Annotated in this window: 22 protein-coding genes and 1 pseudogene; 10 read left to right on the top strand and 13 right to left on the bottom strand. The window is 48.6% G+C overall.

Annotation, left to right across the window (positions count from 1 at the left end; all coding sequences use genetic code 11):
- Positions 1 to 47: 47 nt before the first annotated feature.
- From EPK82_RS21770 to EPK82_RS21785, 4 genes are all read right to left on the bottom strand, one after another.
- Positions 48 to 278 carry a helix-turn-helix transcriptional regulator gene (locus EPK82_RS21770; protein ID WP_134678001.1) on the bottom strand — a complete coding sequence of 77 codons (231 nt, stop codon included), beginning with the start codon at positions 276 to 278 and terminating at the stop codon, positions 48 to 50.
- Complete coding sequence (locus tag EPK82_RS21775; protein WP_134678002.1) at positions 271 to 711, bottom strand: hypothetical protein; 441 nt, start codon at positions 709 to 711, stop codon at positions 271 to 273. The genes EPK82_RS21770 and EPK82_RS21775 overlap by 8 nt, the downstream gene beginning before the upstream one ends.
- Positions 695 to 1186 carry a hypothetical protein gene (locus EPK82_RS21780; RefSeq protein ID WP_134678003.1) on the bottom strand — a complete coding sequence of 164 codons (492 nt, stop codon included), beginning with the start codon at positions 1184 to 1186 and terminating at the stop codon, positions 695 to 697. The genes EPK82_RS21775 and EPK82_RS21780 overlap by 17 nt, the downstream gene beginning before the upstream one ends.
- Before the next feature lie 241 nt (positions 1187 to 1427).
- Positions 1428 to 1760, bottom strand: coding sequence for a hypothetical protein (locus EPK82_RS21785; protein WP_134678004.1), 333 nt, complete (start codon positions 1758 to 1760; stop codon positions 1428 to 1430).
- Between the two features lie 531 nt (positions 1761 to 2291).
- Here EPK82_RS21785 and EPK82_RS21790 point away from each other — a divergent pair.
- Both EPK82_RS21790 and EPK82_RS21795 read left to right on the top strand, forming a co-directional pair.
- Positions 2292 to 2651 carry a hypothetical protein gene (locus EPK82_RS21790; protein ID WP_134678005.1) on the top strand — a complete coding sequence of 120 codons (360 nt, stop codon included), beginning with the start codon at positions 2292 to 2294 and terminating at the stop codon, positions 2649 to 2651.
- Positions 2648 to 3907 (top strand): relaxase/mobilization nuclease domain-containing protein, encoded by a 1260-nt coding sequence (locus tag EPK82_RS21795; RefSeq protein WP_134678006.1) that lies wholly within the window; start codon positions 2648 to 2650, stop codon positions 3905 to 3907. Before EPK82_RS21790 ends, EPK82_RS21795 begins: the two co-directional genes overlap by 4 nt.
- Here the strand turns inward: EPK82_RS21795 and EPK82_RS24835 are convergent.
- Positions 3904 to 4071, bottom strand: coding sequence for a hypothetical protein (locus tag EPK82_RS24835; RefSeq protein WP_167494394.1), 168 nt, complete (start codon positions 4069 to 4071; stop codon positions 3904 to 3906). The two genes, EPK82_RS21795 and EPK82_RS24835, sit on opposite strands and share 4 nt — an antisense overlap.
- A gap of 111 nt (positions 4072 to 4182) precedes the next feature.
- On the opposite strand from EPK82_RS24835, the gene EPK82_RS21800 reads away from it, so the two are divergent.
- The gene (locus EPK82_RS21800) at positions 4183 to 4509 is read left to right on the top strand and encodes a hypothetical protein (RefSeq protein ID WP_134678007.1); all 327 of its coding nucleotides are present in this window, start codon (positions 4183 to 4185) and stop codon (positions 4507 to 4509) included.
- Positions 4510 to 4511: 2 nt separating this feature from the next.
- Positions 4512 to 4802: a hypothetical protein gene (locus tag EPK82_RS21805; protein WP_134678008.1), complete on the top strand. Its 291-nt coding sequence runs from the start codon at positions 4512 to 4514 to the stop codon at positions 4800 to 4802.
- Between the two features lie 3 nt (positions 4803 to 4805).
- Here the strand turns inward: EPK82_RS21805 and EPK82_RS21810 are convergent, their stop codons facing one another.
- The gene (locus EPK82_RS21810; protein WP_134678009.1) at positions 4806 to 5315 is read right to left on the bottom strand and encodes a hypothetical protein; all 510 of its coding nucleotides are present in this window, start codon (positions 5313 to 5315) and stop codon (positions 4806 to 4808) included.
- A 21-nt stretch (positions 5316 to 5336) separates the two neighbouring features.
- Positions 5337 to 5900 carry a hypothetical protein gene (locus tag EPK82_RS21815; protein WP_134678010.1) on the bottom strand — a complete coding sequence of 188 codons (564 nt, stop codon included), beginning with the start codon at positions 5898 to 5900 and terminating at the stop codon, positions 5337 to 5339.
- Between the two features lie 59 nt (positions 5901 to 5959).
- Between EPK82_RS21815 and EPK82_RS21820 the strand changes: the two genes are divergently transcribed.
- The 4 genes from EPK82_RS21820 to EPK82_RS21835 all read left to right on the top strand — a co-directional run bounded on the left by EPK82_RS21820 (position 5960) and on the right by EPK82_RS21835 (position 8406).
- Positions 5960 to 6157 carry an antitoxin Xre/MbcA/ParS toxin-binding domain-containing protein gene (locus EPK82_RS21820; RefSeq protein WP_208651168.1) on the top strand — a complete coding sequence of 66 codons (198 nt, stop codon included), beginning with the start codon at positions 5960 to 5962 and terminating at the stop codon, positions 6155 to 6157.
- Between the two features lie 271 nt (positions 6158 to 6428).
- Positions 6429 to 7433: a PIN domain-containing protein gene (locus tag EPK82_RS21825; protein ID WP_134678012.1), complete on the top strand. Its 1005-nt coding sequence runs from the start codon at positions 6429 to 6431 to the stop codon at positions 7431 to 7433.
- Positions 7434 to 7567: 134 nt separating this feature from the next.
- Positions 7568 to 7960 carry a hypothetical protein gene (locus tag EPK82_RS21830; RefSeq protein WP_134678013.1) on the top strand — a complete coding sequence of 131 codons (393 nt, stop codon included), beginning with the start codon at positions 7568 to 7570 and terminating at the stop codon, positions 7958 to 7960.
- A complete protein-coding gene (locus EPK82_RS21835; protein WP_134678014.1) occupies positions 7957 to 8406 on the top strand; it encodes a hypothetical protein in 450 nt (149 codons plus the stop codon). Before EPK82_RS21830 ends, EPK82_RS21835 begins: the two co-directional genes overlap by 4 nt.
- 258 nt (positions 8407 to 8664) lie before the next feature.
- Here the strand turns inward: EPK82_RS21835 and EPK82_RS21840 are convergent, their stop codons facing one another.
- The 6 genes and pseudogenes from EPK82_RS21840 to EPK82_RS21865 all read right to left on the bottom strand — a co-directional run bounded on the left by EPK82_RS21840 (position 8665) and on the right by EPK82_RS21865 (position 15380).
- Entirely contained in the window at positions 8665 to 10095 is a 1431-nt protein-coding gene (locus tag EPK82_RS21840; RefSeq protein WP_134678015.1) for a UvrD-helicase domain-containing protein, read from the bottom strand.
- The gene (locus EPK82_RS21845) at positions 10088 to 11791 is read right to left on the bottom strand and encodes an ATP-dependent nuclease (RefSeq protein WP_134678016.1); all 1704 of its coding nucleotides are present in this window, start codon (positions 11789 to 11791) and stop codon (positions 10088 to 10090) included. Before EPK82_RS21845 ends, EPK82_RS21840 begins: the two co-directional genes overlap by 8 nt.
- A gap of 195 nt (positions 11792 to 11986) precedes the next feature.
- On the bottom strand, positions 11987 to 12952 hold the full coding sequence (locus EPK82_RS21850; RefSeq protein WP_134678017.1) for a hypothetical protein: 966 nt from the start codon (positions 12950 to 12952) through the stop codon (positions 11987 to 11989).
- 579 nt (positions 12953 to 13531) lie between these two features.
- Complete coding sequence (locus EPK82_RS21855; protein WP_134678018.1) at positions 13532 to 14695, bottom strand: hypothetical protein; 1164 nt, start codon at positions 14693 to 14695, stop codon at positions 13532 to 13534.
- 54 nt (positions 14696 to 14749) lie between these two features.
- Positions 14750 to 14842: pseudogene (locus EPK82_RS21860) on the bottom strand (transposase); the annotation flags it as partial.
- A 247-nt stretch (positions 14843 to 15089) separates the two neighbouring features.
- Entirely contained in the window at positions 15090 to 15380 is a 291-nt protein-coding gene (locus tag EPK82_RS21865; RefSeq protein WP_341870012.1) for a helix-turn-helix domain-containing protein, read from the bottom strand.
- 158 nt (positions 15381 to 15538) lie between these two features.
- Between EPK82_RS21865 and EPK82_RS21870 the strand changes: the two genes are divergently transcribed.
- Entirely contained in the window at positions 15539 to 16189 is a 651-nt protein-coding gene (locus EPK82_RS21870) for a hypothetical protein (protein ID WP_134678019.1), read from the top strand.
- Between the two features lie 2 nt (positions 16190 to 16191).
- Positions 16192 to 16791, top strand: coding sequence for a hypothetical protein (locus tag EPK82_RS21875; RefSeq protein ID WP_134678020.1), 600 nt, complete (start codon positions 16192 to 16194; stop codon positions 16789 to 16791).
- Positions 16792 to 16800: the final 9 nt, after the last annotated feature.

Here is a 16800-nt window from a genome sequence, read left to right on the forward strand (position 1 = left end):
CTATGGCCGCCGACTTATGAAAAGGCACCCTCACCCGGTGCCTTTTTTCATTTCTGTACAGCGAGATCAGTCTCTAGCGGCTTCCATTCTTGCCCATCAAGCACAGCATCAACCCACCGCTGAACCTCCAAGCTGTCCCAGCCAACAATTCCGCCGCCGAGCTTCCTGGACTTCGGAAACCTCCCAGACGCGATGTAACTATAGATAGAGCTTCGGCCAAGCCCACTCACATGCATAACTTCTTTCAATCGCATGATGCGACGAGGCATATTACTCATCGCTTCCAGCTCCGAACTCTCGCCCCACTGGCTTCATCCGCTCCCAGTCCTTGGCCTCACCCTCCAGGATTTCTGGAGCCTTGCCAAAACGGCACAGCTCCTCAATCTCGAAATCGTCATCAAATAGGCGGCACTGCCGGTGGCTGTCTCTCAAACACAGAACAGCGTGCTTCAGGCAGCCTGGGCAGATCAGCAGACTATATCGCTCACCATTAACCTCGCCCTGGACGTGGCCAGCGATGGCTGGGAAGCCACAGACCTGGCAGCGCTGGCTCTCCTCCTCTGTTGTTGCCAATTCGGATGCAGTGGCGGGGGCGGGATCTGGCTCGCCGAAGAAGCCAGCTTCGATCTCGGCCTGGCCGAGGGTGTCGAAGTCGTCGCCAAATGTGAGCTGGCCGGCGAGGAAGCCAGTGCGGTTAGGTTTCTTGTCCACCCTGATTTCTCCTCCCTGCGGTGCCCCAACCAAGGGCCTTTTGTGAGTCAGATTCTTTGATGTTCCAGCCGCCGAGAGTGTTGAGATACGGTCTGATCTTTGACCATTGTCGCCATGTCTCATAGCCAGCCTGCCTGTTTTCAGGTTTTTTGCATTTCGGATCTGCTTTTACTAGCTCAGCAAGTGACTCTTCGATCAACACCATGTTTTCAATGATCTGTGCCGGCGTCAGATAAGCTTTTTTATCTACGAGCTTTTCTTTGTGTCTGAATTCGAATGTGCTGAAATACTTATTTAGCTTTGCAGCGCTCTTCAAACTTTTAAAGTGATTGCGAATCTCGCGCTGACGAGCCATTACTTCAGTGTACGGCACTGCAAGAACACGCTCTCTCTTTTCACCAAACACTACGCGATAAAAGCATACTGAATTCTTTAGCTCTCTTATCCATAGCCATCCTTTTTCTACATCTTCCATAATAGCCTCTTCTTCTTATTATTATGTTTGCATGCTTATATTATAACATGCAAATAACGAGAAATTTCAGAATTAGGCACTTGTGTCAAATATTTTTACAGCCTTCGGCTAAAAAATCCAGTGGTGGTTGCTTGGTGGTCATGCAGAACAATGTGCGTACACTTATGTGAATGTGTAAACAAGTTGTTCCTGAAAAGGCTGTGGCTAACTGAGAAAAGTCGGGCTTGGCAGGCCTGAATGTTCAGTGATCCAGCACGCACTCAGGGCGTGTTTTCTGCCCCCTGGCATTGATGCATGGCTTGCAGAGCTTCCATACCCAGCCCTGCTCTATTCGTTCAATGGCGCTCGTAGCACCACAAAACTGACATATACCGTCAGTCGCTCGCTCTACAGCATCAGCAAGAATGACTAAGTGTTCGGGCAACCCACTGCAATCTATACGTAGATAGCCGTTAGAAGGCTTAATCCCTGCCGGCTTCACTCCTGATTCTTTGCATGCAACAAGAAACGCATCAGCGTATTGCTGCCAGCCCATATAGAACTCACCCAGACTTCCCGGTTTTCGAACGTCCATTTCCCCACTCCTCCCTCGAACAAGGCTACCACTGGCTTCATTCAGCGAAGCTGGTGTTAACAAAGAGAACAGAATTCTAGTACAAGATTTGTTCTCTAGCACAAATCTAAACTTAGCAATCTGTTCTCTAGAACAAATTAGCTTAGCAAAAATGTTCTCTAGAACAGATTTTAATTAACTCCTTGTTCTCTAGAACAAATCTTCTTGCCTCATTTGCTCTAGAGAACAGATTTACAACATGCAAAATGTTCTCTAGAACAAATCAATAAAAACAATCTGTTCTAGCAAAAATATTTTCAACAATCAATCGAAAAGTTATGGATCAATTAAAATAAGTTAATAATTAGTGATATAATCAATTTAAGAGAAGAAATTCTAAGCCAGCAATGTATTAACTTATTACCACTTAGTCGTTATTCGTTCCTCATCGACAAAGTAGTAAACGTTAATACGCTGGCTGCTCACACCCCAGCGGGTGTTGCGCAATTAGAATCAAAAGCAATTAACCATAATAATAAGAAAGGTGAAATCATGAAAAACAACAAAAGGGGAAAACCCGCCTTACTAGAGTCAAAGAAAAGAACTAACAAGATCCTCGTCGCGCTTAATGCTGAAGAGTATGAGCGCTTGCTAGAGCTTATGGACGAGAAAGGGTTCGATAGCCCAGCCGTCTTCCTCCGCAGTTCCGGACTCCGCAGCGAACTGCCGGCCAAAAGGATCGTATCCGGTAATCTCCAAAATTTTTATGGCGTACTTATCGCATCTGTTCAGCTGCTCGACAAATACCTTGCCGCACCTACCGAGCATCAGAACTACCTGCCCATCCTGAGAGAGCAGTTGTCACACAAAGCAAAATTGTTAATGAAAGCAATGACGGGAGAATCAGCATGATCTCCAGAAAATTCGCAAACGAAAAAGGCTCATCAAAAACACGTGTTGAGTATGTATTTGGTAAAGGCCACGAACACAAGTGCGAGCACGTAGAATTTGTTGGTGGAAACGTATTTGGCTCAACACCTGAAGAACTGACTGAAGAAATGGACATGCCATGCGACTTACGCAAAGCAGCTACAGGGAAGGATTCGGGCAAGTGTCACATGCACTACATACTGAGCCTAGCTGCTGGTGAGATCCTTAGCCCAAGCCAGTGGCGGCAGGTGCTGGATAAGACAATGAGCGCACTCGGCTACACAGAAGACCATAAATTCTTCGGCATGCTGCATCACGACACTGATCATCAGCACATGCACATAATCGCCAACCGCATCAGCATGCGTGACTACAAGCTGCTCTCAGAAAGCAACGACTACGAGATCTTGATGGCCGTGTGTAGAGAGATCGAGCAGGAATACGGCCTACAAGTAGTACCGATGCCGCACGAAACTTTTGGTGTAAACCTCACCCGTGATGAAGTCGAAGCATCTCAGAAATCAGGGGATGTCGCATGGAAGCACAAAGTCATTGCCCGTGTAGCTACGGCTCTTGAACGTACCCAAGAACGCGGCGGAAACATGCTCGACTTCATCGCCCATCTGAAAAAAGCGCAAATTAGCGTCGAACTAACGACTGACAAATCCGGTAAGCCTACTGGGATTAGTTATAAGTTCGAAGGGAAGTCGATATCTGGTCGCCAGCTTAAGAGATCGCGTTTTACTTGGCAAAATCTAATTAAAAGAGAAGGAATTCACTATGACGAATCTATGCTTCAAGAATTACAGAAAGCTGTTAGAACAAGAGATGCAGAATCAGCGCAACGGCCAGGACCGCAACCAACACCCCACAGAGGGCTCTTCGTCAGCACCGAAAGACCAAAAGTGAGGACAAAGACTTTCGCCATTGTCATACAAGCTGACCGGCCTCGACGTACGGCTATAAGCCGTATCCTGGAGCCAACATACACAAAGGGCAACAAGCTCTTCTACGTCTTCAATCAGCAAGAAAAACTGCGTCGTGATCAGCTTCAACTCAAGATCATGAACGAGAGCGCACTGAGAATGGCCAGAGCTGCAATGCAGCTAGTCGAAGCAATCTTGTCGATCTTCAGGTGCAAAATCGAAATCGACTATACACCAGAAGACGCGCCTGGCCCAATCTACTCTCTTGAAAAAGAAACGGAAAAACCAAGGCTCGAACTATCACTCAGCTAGTCCCGCCGCCCTCGTGGCGGCTTCTTATTAAATCTCTCTAATATCCTGGTTTTCTCTGCCTCTCCCTCTTTATTAATCCGCTCCACTTCTTCCGCTGTTAACTCTTTAAGTTTATCCAGCTTCTCTTGCTGCGCCATCTCCTTCTCTTCTTCCAATGCTTTCATTTACTGTCCCTATATATTATTTTAAATATTTTAACGGCCAATGTTAAAAATGCAATTTATACTGTTATAATATAATTATGCAAACAAAATAACAAAAAAAGGAAAAATTGCATGGATACTAAAATAACACTTAAAGCAGAAGCAATACTTCAAAAAATGGTTAAGAGCCTCAAAGCTGAACGCTCTAGTCTTTATTCAGACATTCACCTCTCTAAGCTAGCCAGCAACTACAATCTGAGCTTCAAGATTCGCACTTATGATGTTTTTACAACCATTAAGCTTACTTTCGACTTTGAACTGATCGGCGTGTTCACTTGGGTGCCTGAGCACAAAGGTGTCAAGAACGTCGCATCTGCACAGGAAGCAATGAACAAACGACATCTTGATCTCTACGAAGCCAAAATCGCTCCAGTTCTCGCTAAAGTAGTTGGAGCTTAATCATGCACCCAAGATCTCAAGAACGCGATTTTTCTATCCGTCTGAGCCGAGCGATGGCCATAGCAGCTAATCACTTCATGACAACCAAAGAATTCGAAGCTTTCGATGAATGCTGCAAGATCTCAGCTCGTGCAGTGAATGAAGGCATCACGGAAGCCGAGCTGATCGAACTCGAATCATTCGTCAGCCAGAGAACCGGTATATCTATTCAGGTGCCTGCTGGAGAGGTATTCGGCGTGAAGCTGAAAGTTGTCGAAGACAACGTGATCGAAGCAGCCTGGCCATCAAATTGATGGTCAGGACCAGCGATTCTCGAACTCGTAGCCTAGCTCTTCTAGCATGTTTCCGAGTTCCAGTGATACTCGCTCTTCATAGAAGAGCTTCTGGTCGTTGTAGGTCAGAGCGAGATGCATTGGTTCGACAACCACATTGCCGTACATATCTTTGATAGTCGGCGGCTCTTTTACCCAGACCTCAATGAGCGCTAAGCCTGAAAAATCAACTCGCCTCATCCTTGGCGGAATCGACACTTCCGCTTTTCGATCAAGCGCGCCACATTCGTTCCAGCGGCTCAAAGAAACGGCATACGTCTTGTAGCTGTTGTCAGCGATCATCGACAGCTTCTCTAGCGCTGAATCGCCTGCCAGCGGAAGCCCCGGCAGCAAGGCTGCCAAGGCATTGGCATCGACAAAAAACTCATCGAGTTTCGGATTCCCGGCAAGATTTCTGAAGTGATCGAAGCTCTTCATGCCGTTCGCCAGAATCTTCGGCTGTGCTGCCTGCGCCTTCTCAAGTGTAAATGACATTGACAATTAACTCCTTTTATATCAAGCAGTTATATTGAATTTGGCTACATCTGTCACTATCGAATTTCCGGCATCTGCTACTGCTTCGATCTCGACTAAGAGTTCACCTTTCGGGATCAGCGATCCGCTCATGTCAATCTCATTTCCATCTACGCCATAACTCACCGCTTTGGTGATGCCGCCCTGCTTCAAACGCACGTTGTACGTGACCCCATCTTCCGGCACGTCAAGCGGGTCGGTGTCGAGCAGAATGCCCCGGTAATCGCTGCTGCGGCGGCACCACCTTATCTGGTACGTCGAGCTTTTGGACACGTTGTTGCCGGAATACCAGCCATTGAGCATCACCCCTGCTGGACGCACTGGCAGCTTGTACCTGCCAATCACATTGACGGTATGCGTGTAGCCAAGCTCGTTGCCCGGTCTTTGTGCGACACAGATGAGATCACCGGCCTGGTACGCATCCGCAGTACCCGTAGCGGCATTGATAGCCCAGTCCACCTGGGCTTGATCCGTCTGCCCTTGGTCGTTCAGCGGGATGTAGTCGCTTCCGAACGCGACGATGAAATCTTCTATAGTGATAGACATAGCAAATCCTGTTGCTTTTTATTATTATACCGCATATTTAATATTAATTAACTATACTGGTGAACGATGTGGCAGAAAAAGTGATAGATAAAGAAGTTCTTGAAGCAGCTATTAAGTTGTTTGGCGAAAATGAAGCGGAGGCTATTAATTGGCTGAATAAACCGGCACTGGCGCTGGGAAGGGTTAAGCCTGTAGAAGCCAATAATGCTGATGTACTAAATCTGATAGGCCAGATTGAGCACGGCGTGTGTTCATAAAAAGGTTCTTCTATTTTCCACGATACTCATCTATTTGCTGTGGATTAAGCGTTACAGCAAGCCGGAAGCTCAGTGCAAACGCGAAGATGATCATTTTCGGAATTTATAGTCCGCTTGTAGCCGACAGCTGCCGGTCCTGAAAGGCAGAAATTGGCCAATTGCTGCCGCATCAATGGGCGCCTGCCCGAGTCACACAAGATGACTGGGGCAGACCATAATGGGTCTCTGGCCGAGGCCAAGTATAGAGATCTGAAACCCCAAAGGAGCTTCAATGCATCTGGTAATGCTCGATACATGCGTATGGCTTGATATTTCATCCCAGAAGTCAGAGCTGCCAATGCTCACGGCGATAGAGCATCTAGTCGAGGATGGCGTTATCAAGATCCTGCTGCCCGACTTGGTACGGACTGAGTACGAGCGAAATAAAGACAGGGTGATCGAGGCCACACGCAAACGCCTCGCGAACGAATTCAGGGTGGTTAAAGGTGTCATTGAGTCGTTCGGCGGCGACGGAAGGGACGTAGCGCTTCAGACGTTGGATGACGTGAATCACCGTCTGCCAATACTTTCAGAAGCCACCGAGGGCACGGTTAAGCGCGTCCTGAGGTTATTCGACACAGCTTTGGTTGTAGCAATAACTGATAAGGCAAAAATTAAAGCAGCTGAGCGTGCAATCGCGAAGAAGGCTCCGTTCCACAAGCAAAAAAATAGTGTTGCCGACGCGGTGCTTATTGAGGCATTCCAAGAGTATCGGATAGAACACGCAGATGAGTACGACTCCTTTCGGTTCGTCACCCATAACGTCAATGATTTTTCAGCCAAAGACCACCGCTTACCTCACGAAGATTTTGCAGAAATCTTTGATGACCAAACCCATTTCTACAATGCCACAAGCCAGGCCGTAGAGGTTCTGCTCGACCTCGAAGAGTTCCACTATGAGTACGACTGGGCCTGGGAGGATCAGACACGCGGCCTACAAGAAATCTTGGGGGCAATGGACGAGCTGGTCGATAAAGTTTGGTACAACAGGCATATGAGCCGCGCTCACCACATTGAGCAAGGAACTATCAATCTCATCCCCGATGGAGTTGAACGTAATTCCAATGGTGAGATTCACCAACACATCTGGAAAGGTGCATTGGCCGCTGCTGAGAGGGTGAGAAATCAGTACGAGGACACTGGCCCTTGGGACGATTTTGAGTGGGGCATGCTCAACGGCAAGCTTTCCGCTCTCCGCTGGGTACTAGGAGATGAATGGGACATGCTCGACACCTAAAGCAATAGAGGGGCCACACCCCTTCTGGATCGACATCAAGCAGCCATTCACAAGATCGCTGCGTGGTGACATTGCGAAATCCTAGCCTGGGGCTAACCTCAGGAGACCAGCTGGTTGCCACCAGGGAGGTGGAGATGGAACCGTTCTTGGCGGGGCTCAAGGAGGTCGCAGCCACCTCCGCGCAGTTGACTACCTGGGCGCTGGCGATGCTGGGCGGTTCAATTGCTGTGGTAATCGGATCATCGCATTTCAGTCCCCGGAATCGCTGGGCGCGAAGCTTTTATTTCATCCTCGCCTTTGCGTGGTTTTCCTTACTGATCTCTATCAGAGCGGGGAATGAGCTTGCACGCAGCTACCTTGCCACTCTGTTCACTAAAGGTGATGCTCAGCAACTTGCTTTTGACCAGATCAACACCCACTACGAAACCCAGCTGAATTATCTGCTCTGGGGGGTGATTGCTTGCTCGATCTGGCTTGCAGCTTACTTGATTTGGTGGGTTATATTTCGCCAGGAGGGCAAATCATGAGTGTGAGATTGATTGCCGTAGGTGGGCTACTACTGGGTATTTCATCGATTGTTTCGGCTGCCACCGAGTGTCGATGTGATGTCTTTCCATTTCTTCCGAGCCCCCCATGTCCAAGGTTCTGCAATGCCTTGCTCTTCGATAAGGCTGACATTGGGGTATTGAAAAAAAACCTAAAGCTTTCAACCGAAGAGGCCGACTCATTGGAGCGTTATCGCTTTGTGTTCGGATTGACAGATCCAAAGAGTGCAGTTGCTGCCTCTGAAATATCCCTAACAGCAGAGGATGTCGCGAACCTGGAGAGGGTCCAGCTGAAGCTTGGCGACCTCAGCAAGAACGCGGCTTCTCCTTTGATCGAATCGGTTCCTTCCAGGATGCGAGTCGTACCTATATCAGACTGGGCTTATGATCCGAAGGGACTTGAATCCTCACCTTGGCGCGAGAACTAGACAGATCATGGAGTCTTTTAACGGCGGCTGTACTCAGCTCCTGCAACCGCCATCCCTACGGAATGACAAAGCCCGAGTGTAAGAATACGAGCACCACACCTTGCGTGACTTAGGGAATGCCACGGAGTCGACCAAAGTCGGCCGATTTCTGCTGGTGCCTATCGGCTACTTGGGGTCGACGCCGGCCTGTCGCGGCCGGCAGCAGTCGACCATTGCGGACGTTCAGAGAGCGTTCATAAAAATGGACCGACTCAAATATCAGGTAGGAATGACGCTCTTAAGGCTCACGATCGTGATGCTCTTGGCTCCGCGAGTTAGCGCGACATAGAGTTCCTTCGGTGTCATGGCGTCAGCTTCAAGAATGATCGCATGGTGATATTCCAACCCCTTGACCAGCAAAGTCGTGCCTATAAGTTTGTTGTGGCGTATTGGTCGTCCGGCATGACGGAAGTCTCGCTGGAAACGCTGTGCGCTTTCCATGAGGCTTAAATCATTATTCTCTTCATGTATACGCAGAACCTTCACCAGCCTGTTCAACAGGTCACGTCGATATGCAGAAGTTTCCGGATTTAGCTGAATAGCCGCCATCAAGTACGACAATTTTTGACTCGTCGGCTCAGTAAGGAAGTTGTTTGCCGCTTCCAAGACATTTGGGTATTTGGTCGCCTTAGTCAGTTTCGCGACCTCCCCCCGCTTAGTCGCAGCCGTCAAAATTCCATCGATCGAGTTGAAGCATTTTTTTGCAAACTCGATGACTAGGAGCAATTTCTTGCTCGGCGTCGGCGCACTTTCGAGCTTCTTGATGAAGCCGAACAGGTCTTTCCCCTCGACCTCCTCGATACTAGAGAACTTACCGCGGAGCAGTTGCGCGAGCTTGTGCGCCTTGTTCTTGGACCTTTGATCCCCCGAATAAATGGCAATCACCGCTTCTTCATAGTCTAGAAATTTGTAGAAAAAGTTGAGACGCGCTGGGTTGGTGAAATCCTCCAGATCCACCGCAACCCTCTCGACTCCTTTAGGTAATGGCGCATGAATCGATATTTTTTCGCCGGCGCGAAGACGCCTACTAACGCCGTCGAGCCAGTCTCCAAGTTCTTCAGCGCCGGCTAAATGCCAACGCCATGGTGTCCTTAGCTCACCCAGTTTTTGATAGTTAGGATAGACATGCTGCTCCCAATCCACGGGCTGATCCGCAAAATCGAAAATTGCCTGCATGGGATCGCCTAGCAAACGGCAAGGCAACAGGCTCGCTAGAGCCTCGACCAACAGGTGCTGTTGAGTCGAGCAGTCCTGATACTCGTCGACATATACACCTGAATACGAACTGCGAACTATTCGCTCAACAAAGGGCCTATCGAGCAAGGAGGTACAGGCCGCGTAGAGCTTTTGCCATTCATTTCCGTTTGGGTATTCCTGCGTCCAATTGGAAGTTTTGGGGAAGCTCAGGCACATCCGCAGCGACCAACTTGCAATGGTATCAATCTGATAGCGCGATGAGGGCACTGCCAACGTCTGCATTTTTTTCTGGATCGAATTAACACCTGCATACGTGTGCGTCAGAATCAATTGTCGTTGCATCGAAGCCTTGACGGCCATAGCTATCAAATGCGTCTTGCCATATCCCGCTGGGGCAATCACGTAGCCTTTTCCGTTAAAGTTCGCCAGCTCTAAGGGCAAGTTGTCATCCATGATCCACCCATACGCGGAGTTGACTAATCTTCATGCCTAAGTCGCGCTTTCTGAATTCTGCATCCTCGAAAGCAGGAGCTATTACTTCAACCCAGCTTTCTCCACCGGAGATGGACTTGAACCAATTCGAACTCTTCGCTGCGTTACCGATAGCCTTGCGCAAGTCGTTTGACTCAGCCCAGTTCATGACATCTTTATCGAGTACAACGGCTAGTTTCGAGCACACATTATCATGTACAGGAAAACCCAAGTCCTGGGCAAGCTTGACGCTTGCGAGAACGCTAACCCAAGGCAGGTCTAGCATTGCTCTCTGTTCAAGGGCGAGCTGTTCGGACCACATAAGCACTTCAATGGCCTGCTTGCCTAAGTCCTCTGCATCCTTAGGTGAGAACTGTATCGGTGCATCGCCATCCACAACAGCGCATACATTGTAGTGAAGCGCTTTGAAGCCAGTAGCGAGGCCTTTGAGCTTGCTTGCCCCGTTAGCATCTAGCAGTACCGCACCTAAGTATGAGAACGGATTAAGACCAGATCTCATCCAATGATTATCTAGGCCGCGCAGGAATCCCACTTCCGTGGCGCCTTCGCAAACAATTACTTTCATGGACAAGAACGCTTCTGCGCTGGATCTAAGCTGACCTTGAATGTTCAAACCATCAAGATCCTTACCAACCGTGGCGACTATCTTTACTTCACCGGCCATTTTGTGAACTACGTGAAGTTGATCAACTGTCAGCTCGCGCAAGACGGACGGGGAATGGGTAGTCAAAAAATACTGCCCTGTTTCGTCACCTTTGATGTGCTTGATCAGACGTGCAATGCGGTGAGGTTCTAGGCCAAGCTCCAGTTCGTCGAAGAGGGTGACGTGCCTCTCCTCTAGGTTTTCCTTTTGTATGCCGCAAAGAAGCATTCTCCGAGAGCCCAGCCCAAGCTGGCGTAGTGGCATCTCACCGTCGTGCAACGTCAGTCCGCCGACCCGAATGCTAATGGAGCCAACGTCCAGGTGGGCCTTGTATGTGTCGTCGACTGGAACACCAAGCCTCTTCGCTACACCCTCCGATTTGGCTGCTGCCGCATCAAAACTCTTCAATGCAACTGCACGCTGTCCATCGAGCGAACTTCGTGCAGCGCGTGTTGCGTCCACGAGAGATTCACTTAGGTTGTCAGACTCTGTGATCCTGGCCAGCGCGGTTCCAGCCGCCCAGGTCAGTTGTTTCTCGCTATATGAACCGATCAGCCCGACATTTACCTTTGCTCTGTCCGCAGCCTTGAAGTCAACGCCCTCAGGGTTTCTATCAGTGACGATCTTCCATTTTGGCTCCAGATCCCTTGCCACTGTAAGCCGGGCGCTAAGCACCAACTCGTCATCGTCCTCCGGCTCGTCATGAAGGCTAAACGCGGCTATGTCCCAACCTCGAAGATGTGCGCCGTATTTTTGTGCTGAGCAGAACTCATCTGGCAGATCACCAAAAAGAATTTCAATCGTTATCGGATCGTCCGTCTTACAAAGATAAAAATCCGAGTCATTGAACGCGAGATTCCACTGGGGGTGGAAGGCACAGCGAATCGCTTCGAGAATCGTCGTTTTAGCTGAGTCCCCTTTGCCAATCAGGCAGAAGATGCGCTGATCAGGTAGGTTCCATGCGAGTTTTTTGATCCCCCTGAAGTTCAGGGTTTCGATTCTTCTTATCTTCACTTCGCCTCCATTGCGAATTAAACCGAGCGCTTAGTCTACCCGATGAGTATTGCAGTGATCGAACTCAGTCCAGCGCCCGCCCGCCAGGGTCCGCTTTTGGCCGACAGCGGCCTGTTGTGGAGGGCCGCTATCTGCCGGGAGCGGAAACTGAATGATGCATACAAAATTTATTGGATGCAGCAGGGATGGAACTGCTCAGAGCATGACCTGCACATAGTCGACTACGTCGAATTCAATCTGCCCAAATATTGAACCGTCAGGAAAAACACTGGCATTTCTATAGCTAAGTTCCCTTATATCGGAAGAACTAACCAACAACTTCTGAAGTAAAATGTCCTTAGATTGAATAGCCGATGAAATTGCCTGAAGCACCAAAAAGTCGAGGCCAATCCCAATCCAAATTCCTTTCCATTGCCACGGCGAGTAGTAGAAAGGCATAAACGAGAGCGAGCCATCGGGGAAAGCAAATTTACGACCCTCAACGTCGACAATCAGAAAACTGTATTCAACTGCCCCCCTCACATCAGATAGTGAATTCAGCAGCCGCTCTGCACTGTCAGTCATCCCCATTGCACGAAGCCATGCACCATAGTTTTCCCTCATCACCTGCTCGACACTAAGAGGAACATCGGAAGATTCAAGGCTGCCTCCTTCGGGGTCAACGACGAACATCGCAGATGGCTCAGAGCCAGCTTCTCGAATGCATGAATAAGTCACATATCCATTACTTGGTGTCGGCTGGAGGTAAATCATCCACGGATCAACCTGATCTTGCAGCGCTGCTTTAAGCACAGCTTTTATTGGGCTAGGATCGTTTTCCCGTAGGGAAAAACTACCTTTTGATTCGATGATTACAGTTTTCTGATCGTCAGCGAAAAGAAAGTCGGCCATAGCTTCGTTCTTATGAAGCAGTCCAGAATTCCCAGCCGGTAATGACTCGACATGAGAGCGCAGGTGAGCGGTAAATTTTAAGCCCAGTCTATGCCCATATAAGATGGCCAGACCTTGGCCTACTCGACCAGACATACTTGATAGGGAAGAATCGTTTAGCGCTTTTGATGCGCCCGACTTGAGTTCAATTGGCGACTTATCAAAGTCAATTACGCTACAAGCTTGTAGGAGAAATCCTAAGCCAGGCATCGTTAAATTTCTTCGATCCATGTAGTCAGCCTTTACTACTGCATGGGCTAGGCTGCATCCACTGAATGATAAATCTCGGTGTTTGGTAGAAAGTTTGTCTAGTCTAGGGGCGTTCGGCAGGCGCCTCTTCCGCACGTCGACTTGATTCCACTCATAGACCTCAATTGAAGTACTGCCCACCGACCAGATAAGCTCTAGCAATCCCCTAAACACTGTATGCATCCCTTTAGACTCAAGTGTGCTGTATCTTACATCGATTGCTTTGCATTAGTAGGATAGAGCGCCTCGAAGCAGCATTCGCTTTCCTCTTTGAGCCGGTAGTTCATGAATGGTCGAACATGGCCGGTGCGCGTCCGAGGGGGCGAGCTAACCATCCTTGTCCTCCCGTACGCGGAGGACAAATGCTTGAATACCATGGTAACCTACAAGAAGCCTAGGTAAATGTTTTCTTCTGGTTGATTGCTGCCCTGGGTGAGGGTCGGCTACCGGCCAAAATAAGCCTTTCGAAGCGAATACAGTAATGAGGAACGCGAGCGTTAGGCTGTAATGAAGCTTGCAGTAGGCTTTCACCTAACAAAGTTTGGATTTCGGAGATAGGGGTCATATTTCACCAATGCCTCTTATTTCAAGCTTGCTTGATAAGTCAGTATATCTGTGAATTTGATCCAGAATCAAAAAGCCTATTAGTGATGATTTTCGAGTGAATGATGCGGCTGTGGCGACCCCATGTCCGAGGGTGTTCCGGCTAACAAAATCACTCATGCAGGAAACATTGAAATCTTTAAAATAGTACTCCCGTATATATTCGCCGAACTGCTCGGGAAATAATCTTGTTATGCTGTGTGTGTGCTGTGTGATGGATGTCGGAATGTGCTCTGAGAGTGCTTCTTGGCGGCGTCCCTCTTTGCTTGGATTGGCGCGAATGAAGTCTTCACGCAGTAGTGCCTCAATCCTTGGGTATAAAATGTGTATGGACGCGTCGTACTGCTTGTTGATGTGGTACTTCATCGCGCTTTCGATGATGCCGTAGTGCTGCGCTATTTTCTCATTGGTTGCGATCTGCTCCAGCCATACCTCACTGCCTTTGCAAAATAGTTCGTCGATGGTCTTCTCGATTTCGTCAGTGTTCCACCCTGCTTTTATGTAGGCAAATAGTGTTTTTTGCTGTTCATATCCAAGATATGAGAAAGGGAACCATCCTGAGGAGATGACTTTGTCCCATTCGCTCTCATCTAAATCAAATATGTCATAAAAAATAGATGCAGAAAGTCCGGCGCCGATAAATCGGCCAACATCATAGTCTATTGGGCGGTAATTTTCTTTCTCGTTGATCGGACCAAAATCATAGCAAAGGATTCTGTCCCATCCATTGTTAAGAATCACAATATATGCGCTATCAGGAGGAAACTCTAAATCCTTGAATGAAATCCTATGAAAGTGATATACATCGCTTTTTCTTACCGGCTCGCCTGCCTTTACACTCTTCGCGGCCAGCGCCTCACCATATATTTCCAGCTCATTTATATATACTTCTACTTTTAGATCGGCGTGAATGATGGCTACAAAGCACCGTATGTCTGAAGCATGGAAGTCCTCACTTACCAGCTGAAGAATTTTATTTGGAAATCCCTCGACCTTTCTGATGAAATCCTTGCCATTTGAAGAGAGCGAAATCCCGCGATATTGAACCTGTACGACCCCGCCGCCTTGAGAGGTTCCCATGCTGTAGCCGGCGGGAGTTTCATCCAGGTAAACAGTCTTCATATACTCAGACTCCAAATCTTGGTGAATTTCTATGTGATGTATCTAGGGCCGCAGGATGCCATAGCAGTAGCCGACGACCAGCATACGCACCATCAATTCCGGATCTATCGAGGGGCGCCCGATGGGGCTATAGAAATCCGCCAGGTAAACTCCCGTTCTGCACCGCTTTAGATGAGCACCACCAGCGTGTCCAGCCAACAGCCTTTCACATTTTTGTGACCTCAACAGCCCGCTCTCAGACAGATCTGGTTAGTGGGCCTCAGAGGTGACCAGCAGGTCTACTTCTGGCCGCCAGCGACCAGAGGCTTGGTGACCCGCCCCCCCCGGACTGTGCCACGTCAGCTACGACCTCAAGGAAAGGGTCTGAACGAGCCCCAGTACCTCCCTACCGGCCCTACCCTTGCGACTGCCGCTCTACAAGCACTTGAACAATCCGGTGCGGGTCGGCGCCTATCGCCCGACATACCTGGAGCAACTCAACGACATCCAGCCGGCGCTCTCCGCGCTCGTACTTCGATACAAACGACTGGGGTCTGCCTAAGCGATCAGCGAGCTGAGTCTGGGTCAGTCCTGAGGTCTTGCGTTCGGTAACCAGCAGCTCGAGCAAGAGCTGGTATGAATCGGAGTAGATAGACGTCAAAGCTGCGTCGCCGGTGAGGATGGACGACGGCTTTAGTAATCCCAATCCAGGATTATCCCAAAAAGGGTTTATCCCATAGTAGGTTTGTGAAATGATTAATGGCAGACCGCCAGCCCCTCCTCCAGGGCGAAGGAACCCTCCCTGAGGACCTAGAGCGGATGCATGGCTTTCGATAGCTGCTTATGACGCAAATCTGGTGAAAAATGGCATTACAGACAGGTATTTACGAAGTTCTAAGCTCTGACGAGTCAAGCTACGTCCACGGTAACTACGAGGGAATTGATACAACCCATACGAAACTGGGTTGGCTGAAAGATCTGAATACGCAGAATGTAGCTAAAGTCACATTGACAAATTTTCAAATGCCTCTGGTTCCAGGAGCAAAGATAGCAATAGCCTTTCTGCACGGAGAGATTATTGCATTCAAGCGCTCTAGGGACATCCCAGTTGAATCCCCACTCAATCAGAAGAGCTTAGCGTCCGAAATTATAAGCGCTGCATTTGTATCCTTACTATTAAGCATACCTGTAGTTGGATATATCGGCGGGCTGGTCGCTGGCACGTATTTCTTTCTCAACGGGGGGAACATACTCGGCAATTACAAAAGAATGAAAGGAAACAGGGCTTATAGTGCCTTCTTGATATTAATGAGCGCCATTCCTTGGCTCCCAGCCATGTACAAAGGTGGTGGCGAACAGATGGTAAAGAACTATTTCCTTTTGGCATCTGTCCTGATGCTCGTAACTGTGACCGGGCAAATCATTAAGATACGCACCGAGAGAAAGTATTTTGCACGAGCCGCCATGGAATTAAACAGCGCCTGGCATAACACTGCAATTAACTACAAGGGATGAACATGCTAGCAGTACGCCAATACTTTATTGTTTTATCTGCAAGCATATTAGCTTTGGTACCTTCCATGGGGTTTGCTGATTTTTGCGAAATCATGGCTCGCGAATCTGCACCGTCATGCCGAATTAACGCCAAAAGCAGTGGCGCAACTATTACCGGCAATTGGTTGAAAATCAAACCTGAGCAGGGTTTCAAAGCAAGTACCGGAAAAAAAGCAATATTCTCTTCCGCGACTAGTCCAGCCTATACCATCCTAGGAGTCAGAACCAAGGATAAATTCAGGATGACAATTGATTGCTTTGCTGGTGAGCGATCAATGCGAATACAAGCGCTACCTTATATGCTTGGGCTAGCTAATGGAAGAAACGATACGTTCAATCTAACTTTCTACATTGATAACAAACCCGCATTTAAAGAGCGCTGGCCGTTGGATTGGCAAAGAGCTGAATTACAGGCTCCACAAGGCAGCCGACTACTAAACGAGTTACATGGCTCACAAGAAGTGAAAATCACTACAGACGGAATTCTTGGGAACAAGTCAACCGTCGGCTATATATACAAGCTTGAAGGTTATGACAGTGTAAACACCAGTCTGTGTCTTTAAGCATTAGTT

Origin of the sequence: Ectopseudomonas khazarica, from assembly GCF_004521985.1 — a bacterium.
GTDB lineage: Bacteria > Pseudomonadota > Gammaproteobacteria > Pseudomonadales > Pseudomonadaceae > Aquipseudomonas > Aquipseudomonas khazarica.

Bases quoted from the DNA above. Each gene is read 5' to 3' on its own strand.
- EPK82_RS21825 (WP_134678012.1), top strand. From the start codon at position 6,429: ATGCATCTGGTAATGCTCGATACATGCGTATGGCTTGATATTTCATCC.
- EPK82_RS21810 (WP_134678009.1), bottom strand. From the start codon at position 5,315: ATGTCATTTACACTTGAGAAGGCGCAGGCAGCACAGCCGAAGATTCTG.
- EPK82_RS21815 (WP_134678010.1), bottom strand. From the start codon at position 5,900: ATGTCTATCACTATAGAAGATTTCATCGTCGCGTTCGGAAGCGACTAC.
- EPK82_RS24835 (WP_167494394.1), bottom strand. From the start codon at position 4,071: ATGAAAGCATTGGAAGAAGAGAAGGAGATGGCGCAGCAAGAGAAGCTG.
- EPK82_RS21870 (WP_134678019.1), top strand. From the start codon at position 15,539: ATGGCATTACAGACAGGTATTTACGAAGTTCTAAGCTCTGACGAGTCA.
- EPK82_RS21840 (WP_134678015.1), bottom strand. From the start codon at position 10,095: ATGGATGACAACTTGCCCTTAGAGCTGGCGAACTTTAACGGAAAAGGC.
- EPK82_RS21875 (WP_134678020.1), top strand. From the start codon at position 16,192: ATGCTAGCAGTACGCCAATACTTTATTGTTTTATCTGCAAGCATATTA.
- EPK82_RS21795 (WP_134678006.1), top strand. From the start codon at position 2,648: ATGATCTCCAGAAAATTCGCAAACGAAAAAGGCTCATCAAAAACACGT.
- EPK82_RS21835 (WP_134678014.1), top strand. From the start codon at position 7,957: ATGAGTGTGAGATTGATTGCCGTAGGTGGGCTACTACTGGGTATTTCA.
- EPK82_RS21790 (WP_134678005.1), top strand. From the start codon at position 2,292: ATGAAAAACAACAAAAGGGGAAAACCCGCCTTACTAGAGTCAAAGAAA.
- EPK82_RS21800 (WP_134678007.1), top strand. From the start codon at position 4,183: ATGGATACTAAAATAACACTTAAAGCAGAAGCAATACTTCAAAAAATG.
- EPK82_RS21770 (WP_134678001.1), bottom strand. From the start codon at position 278: ATGAGTAATATGCCTCGTCGCATCATGCGATTGAAAGAAGTTATGCAT.
- EPK82_RS21780 (WP_134678003.1), bottom strand. From the start codon at position 1,186: ATGGAAGATGTAGAAAAAGGATGGCTATGGATAAGAGAGCTAAAGAAT.
- EPK82_RS21850 (WP_134678017.1), bottom strand. From the start codon at position 12,952: ATGGATCGAAGAAATTTAACGATGCCTGGCTTAGGATTTCTCCTACAA.
- EPK82_RS21805 (WP_134678008.1), top strand. From the start codon at position 4,512: ATGCACCCAAGATCTCAAGAACGCGATTTTTCTATCCGTCTGAGCCGA.
- EPK82_RS21830 (WP_134678013.1), top strand. From the start codon at position 7,568: ATGGAACCGTTCTTGGCGGGGCTCAAGGAGGTCGCAGCCACCTCCGCG.
- EPK82_RS21855 (WP_134678018.1), bottom strand. From the start codon at position 14,695: ATGAAGACTGTTTACCTGGATGAAACTCCCGCCGGCTACAGCATGGGA.
- EPK82_RS21785 (WP_134678004.1), bottom strand. From the start codon at position 1,760: ATGGACGTTCGAAAACCGGGAAGTCTGGGTGAGTTCTATATGGGCTGG.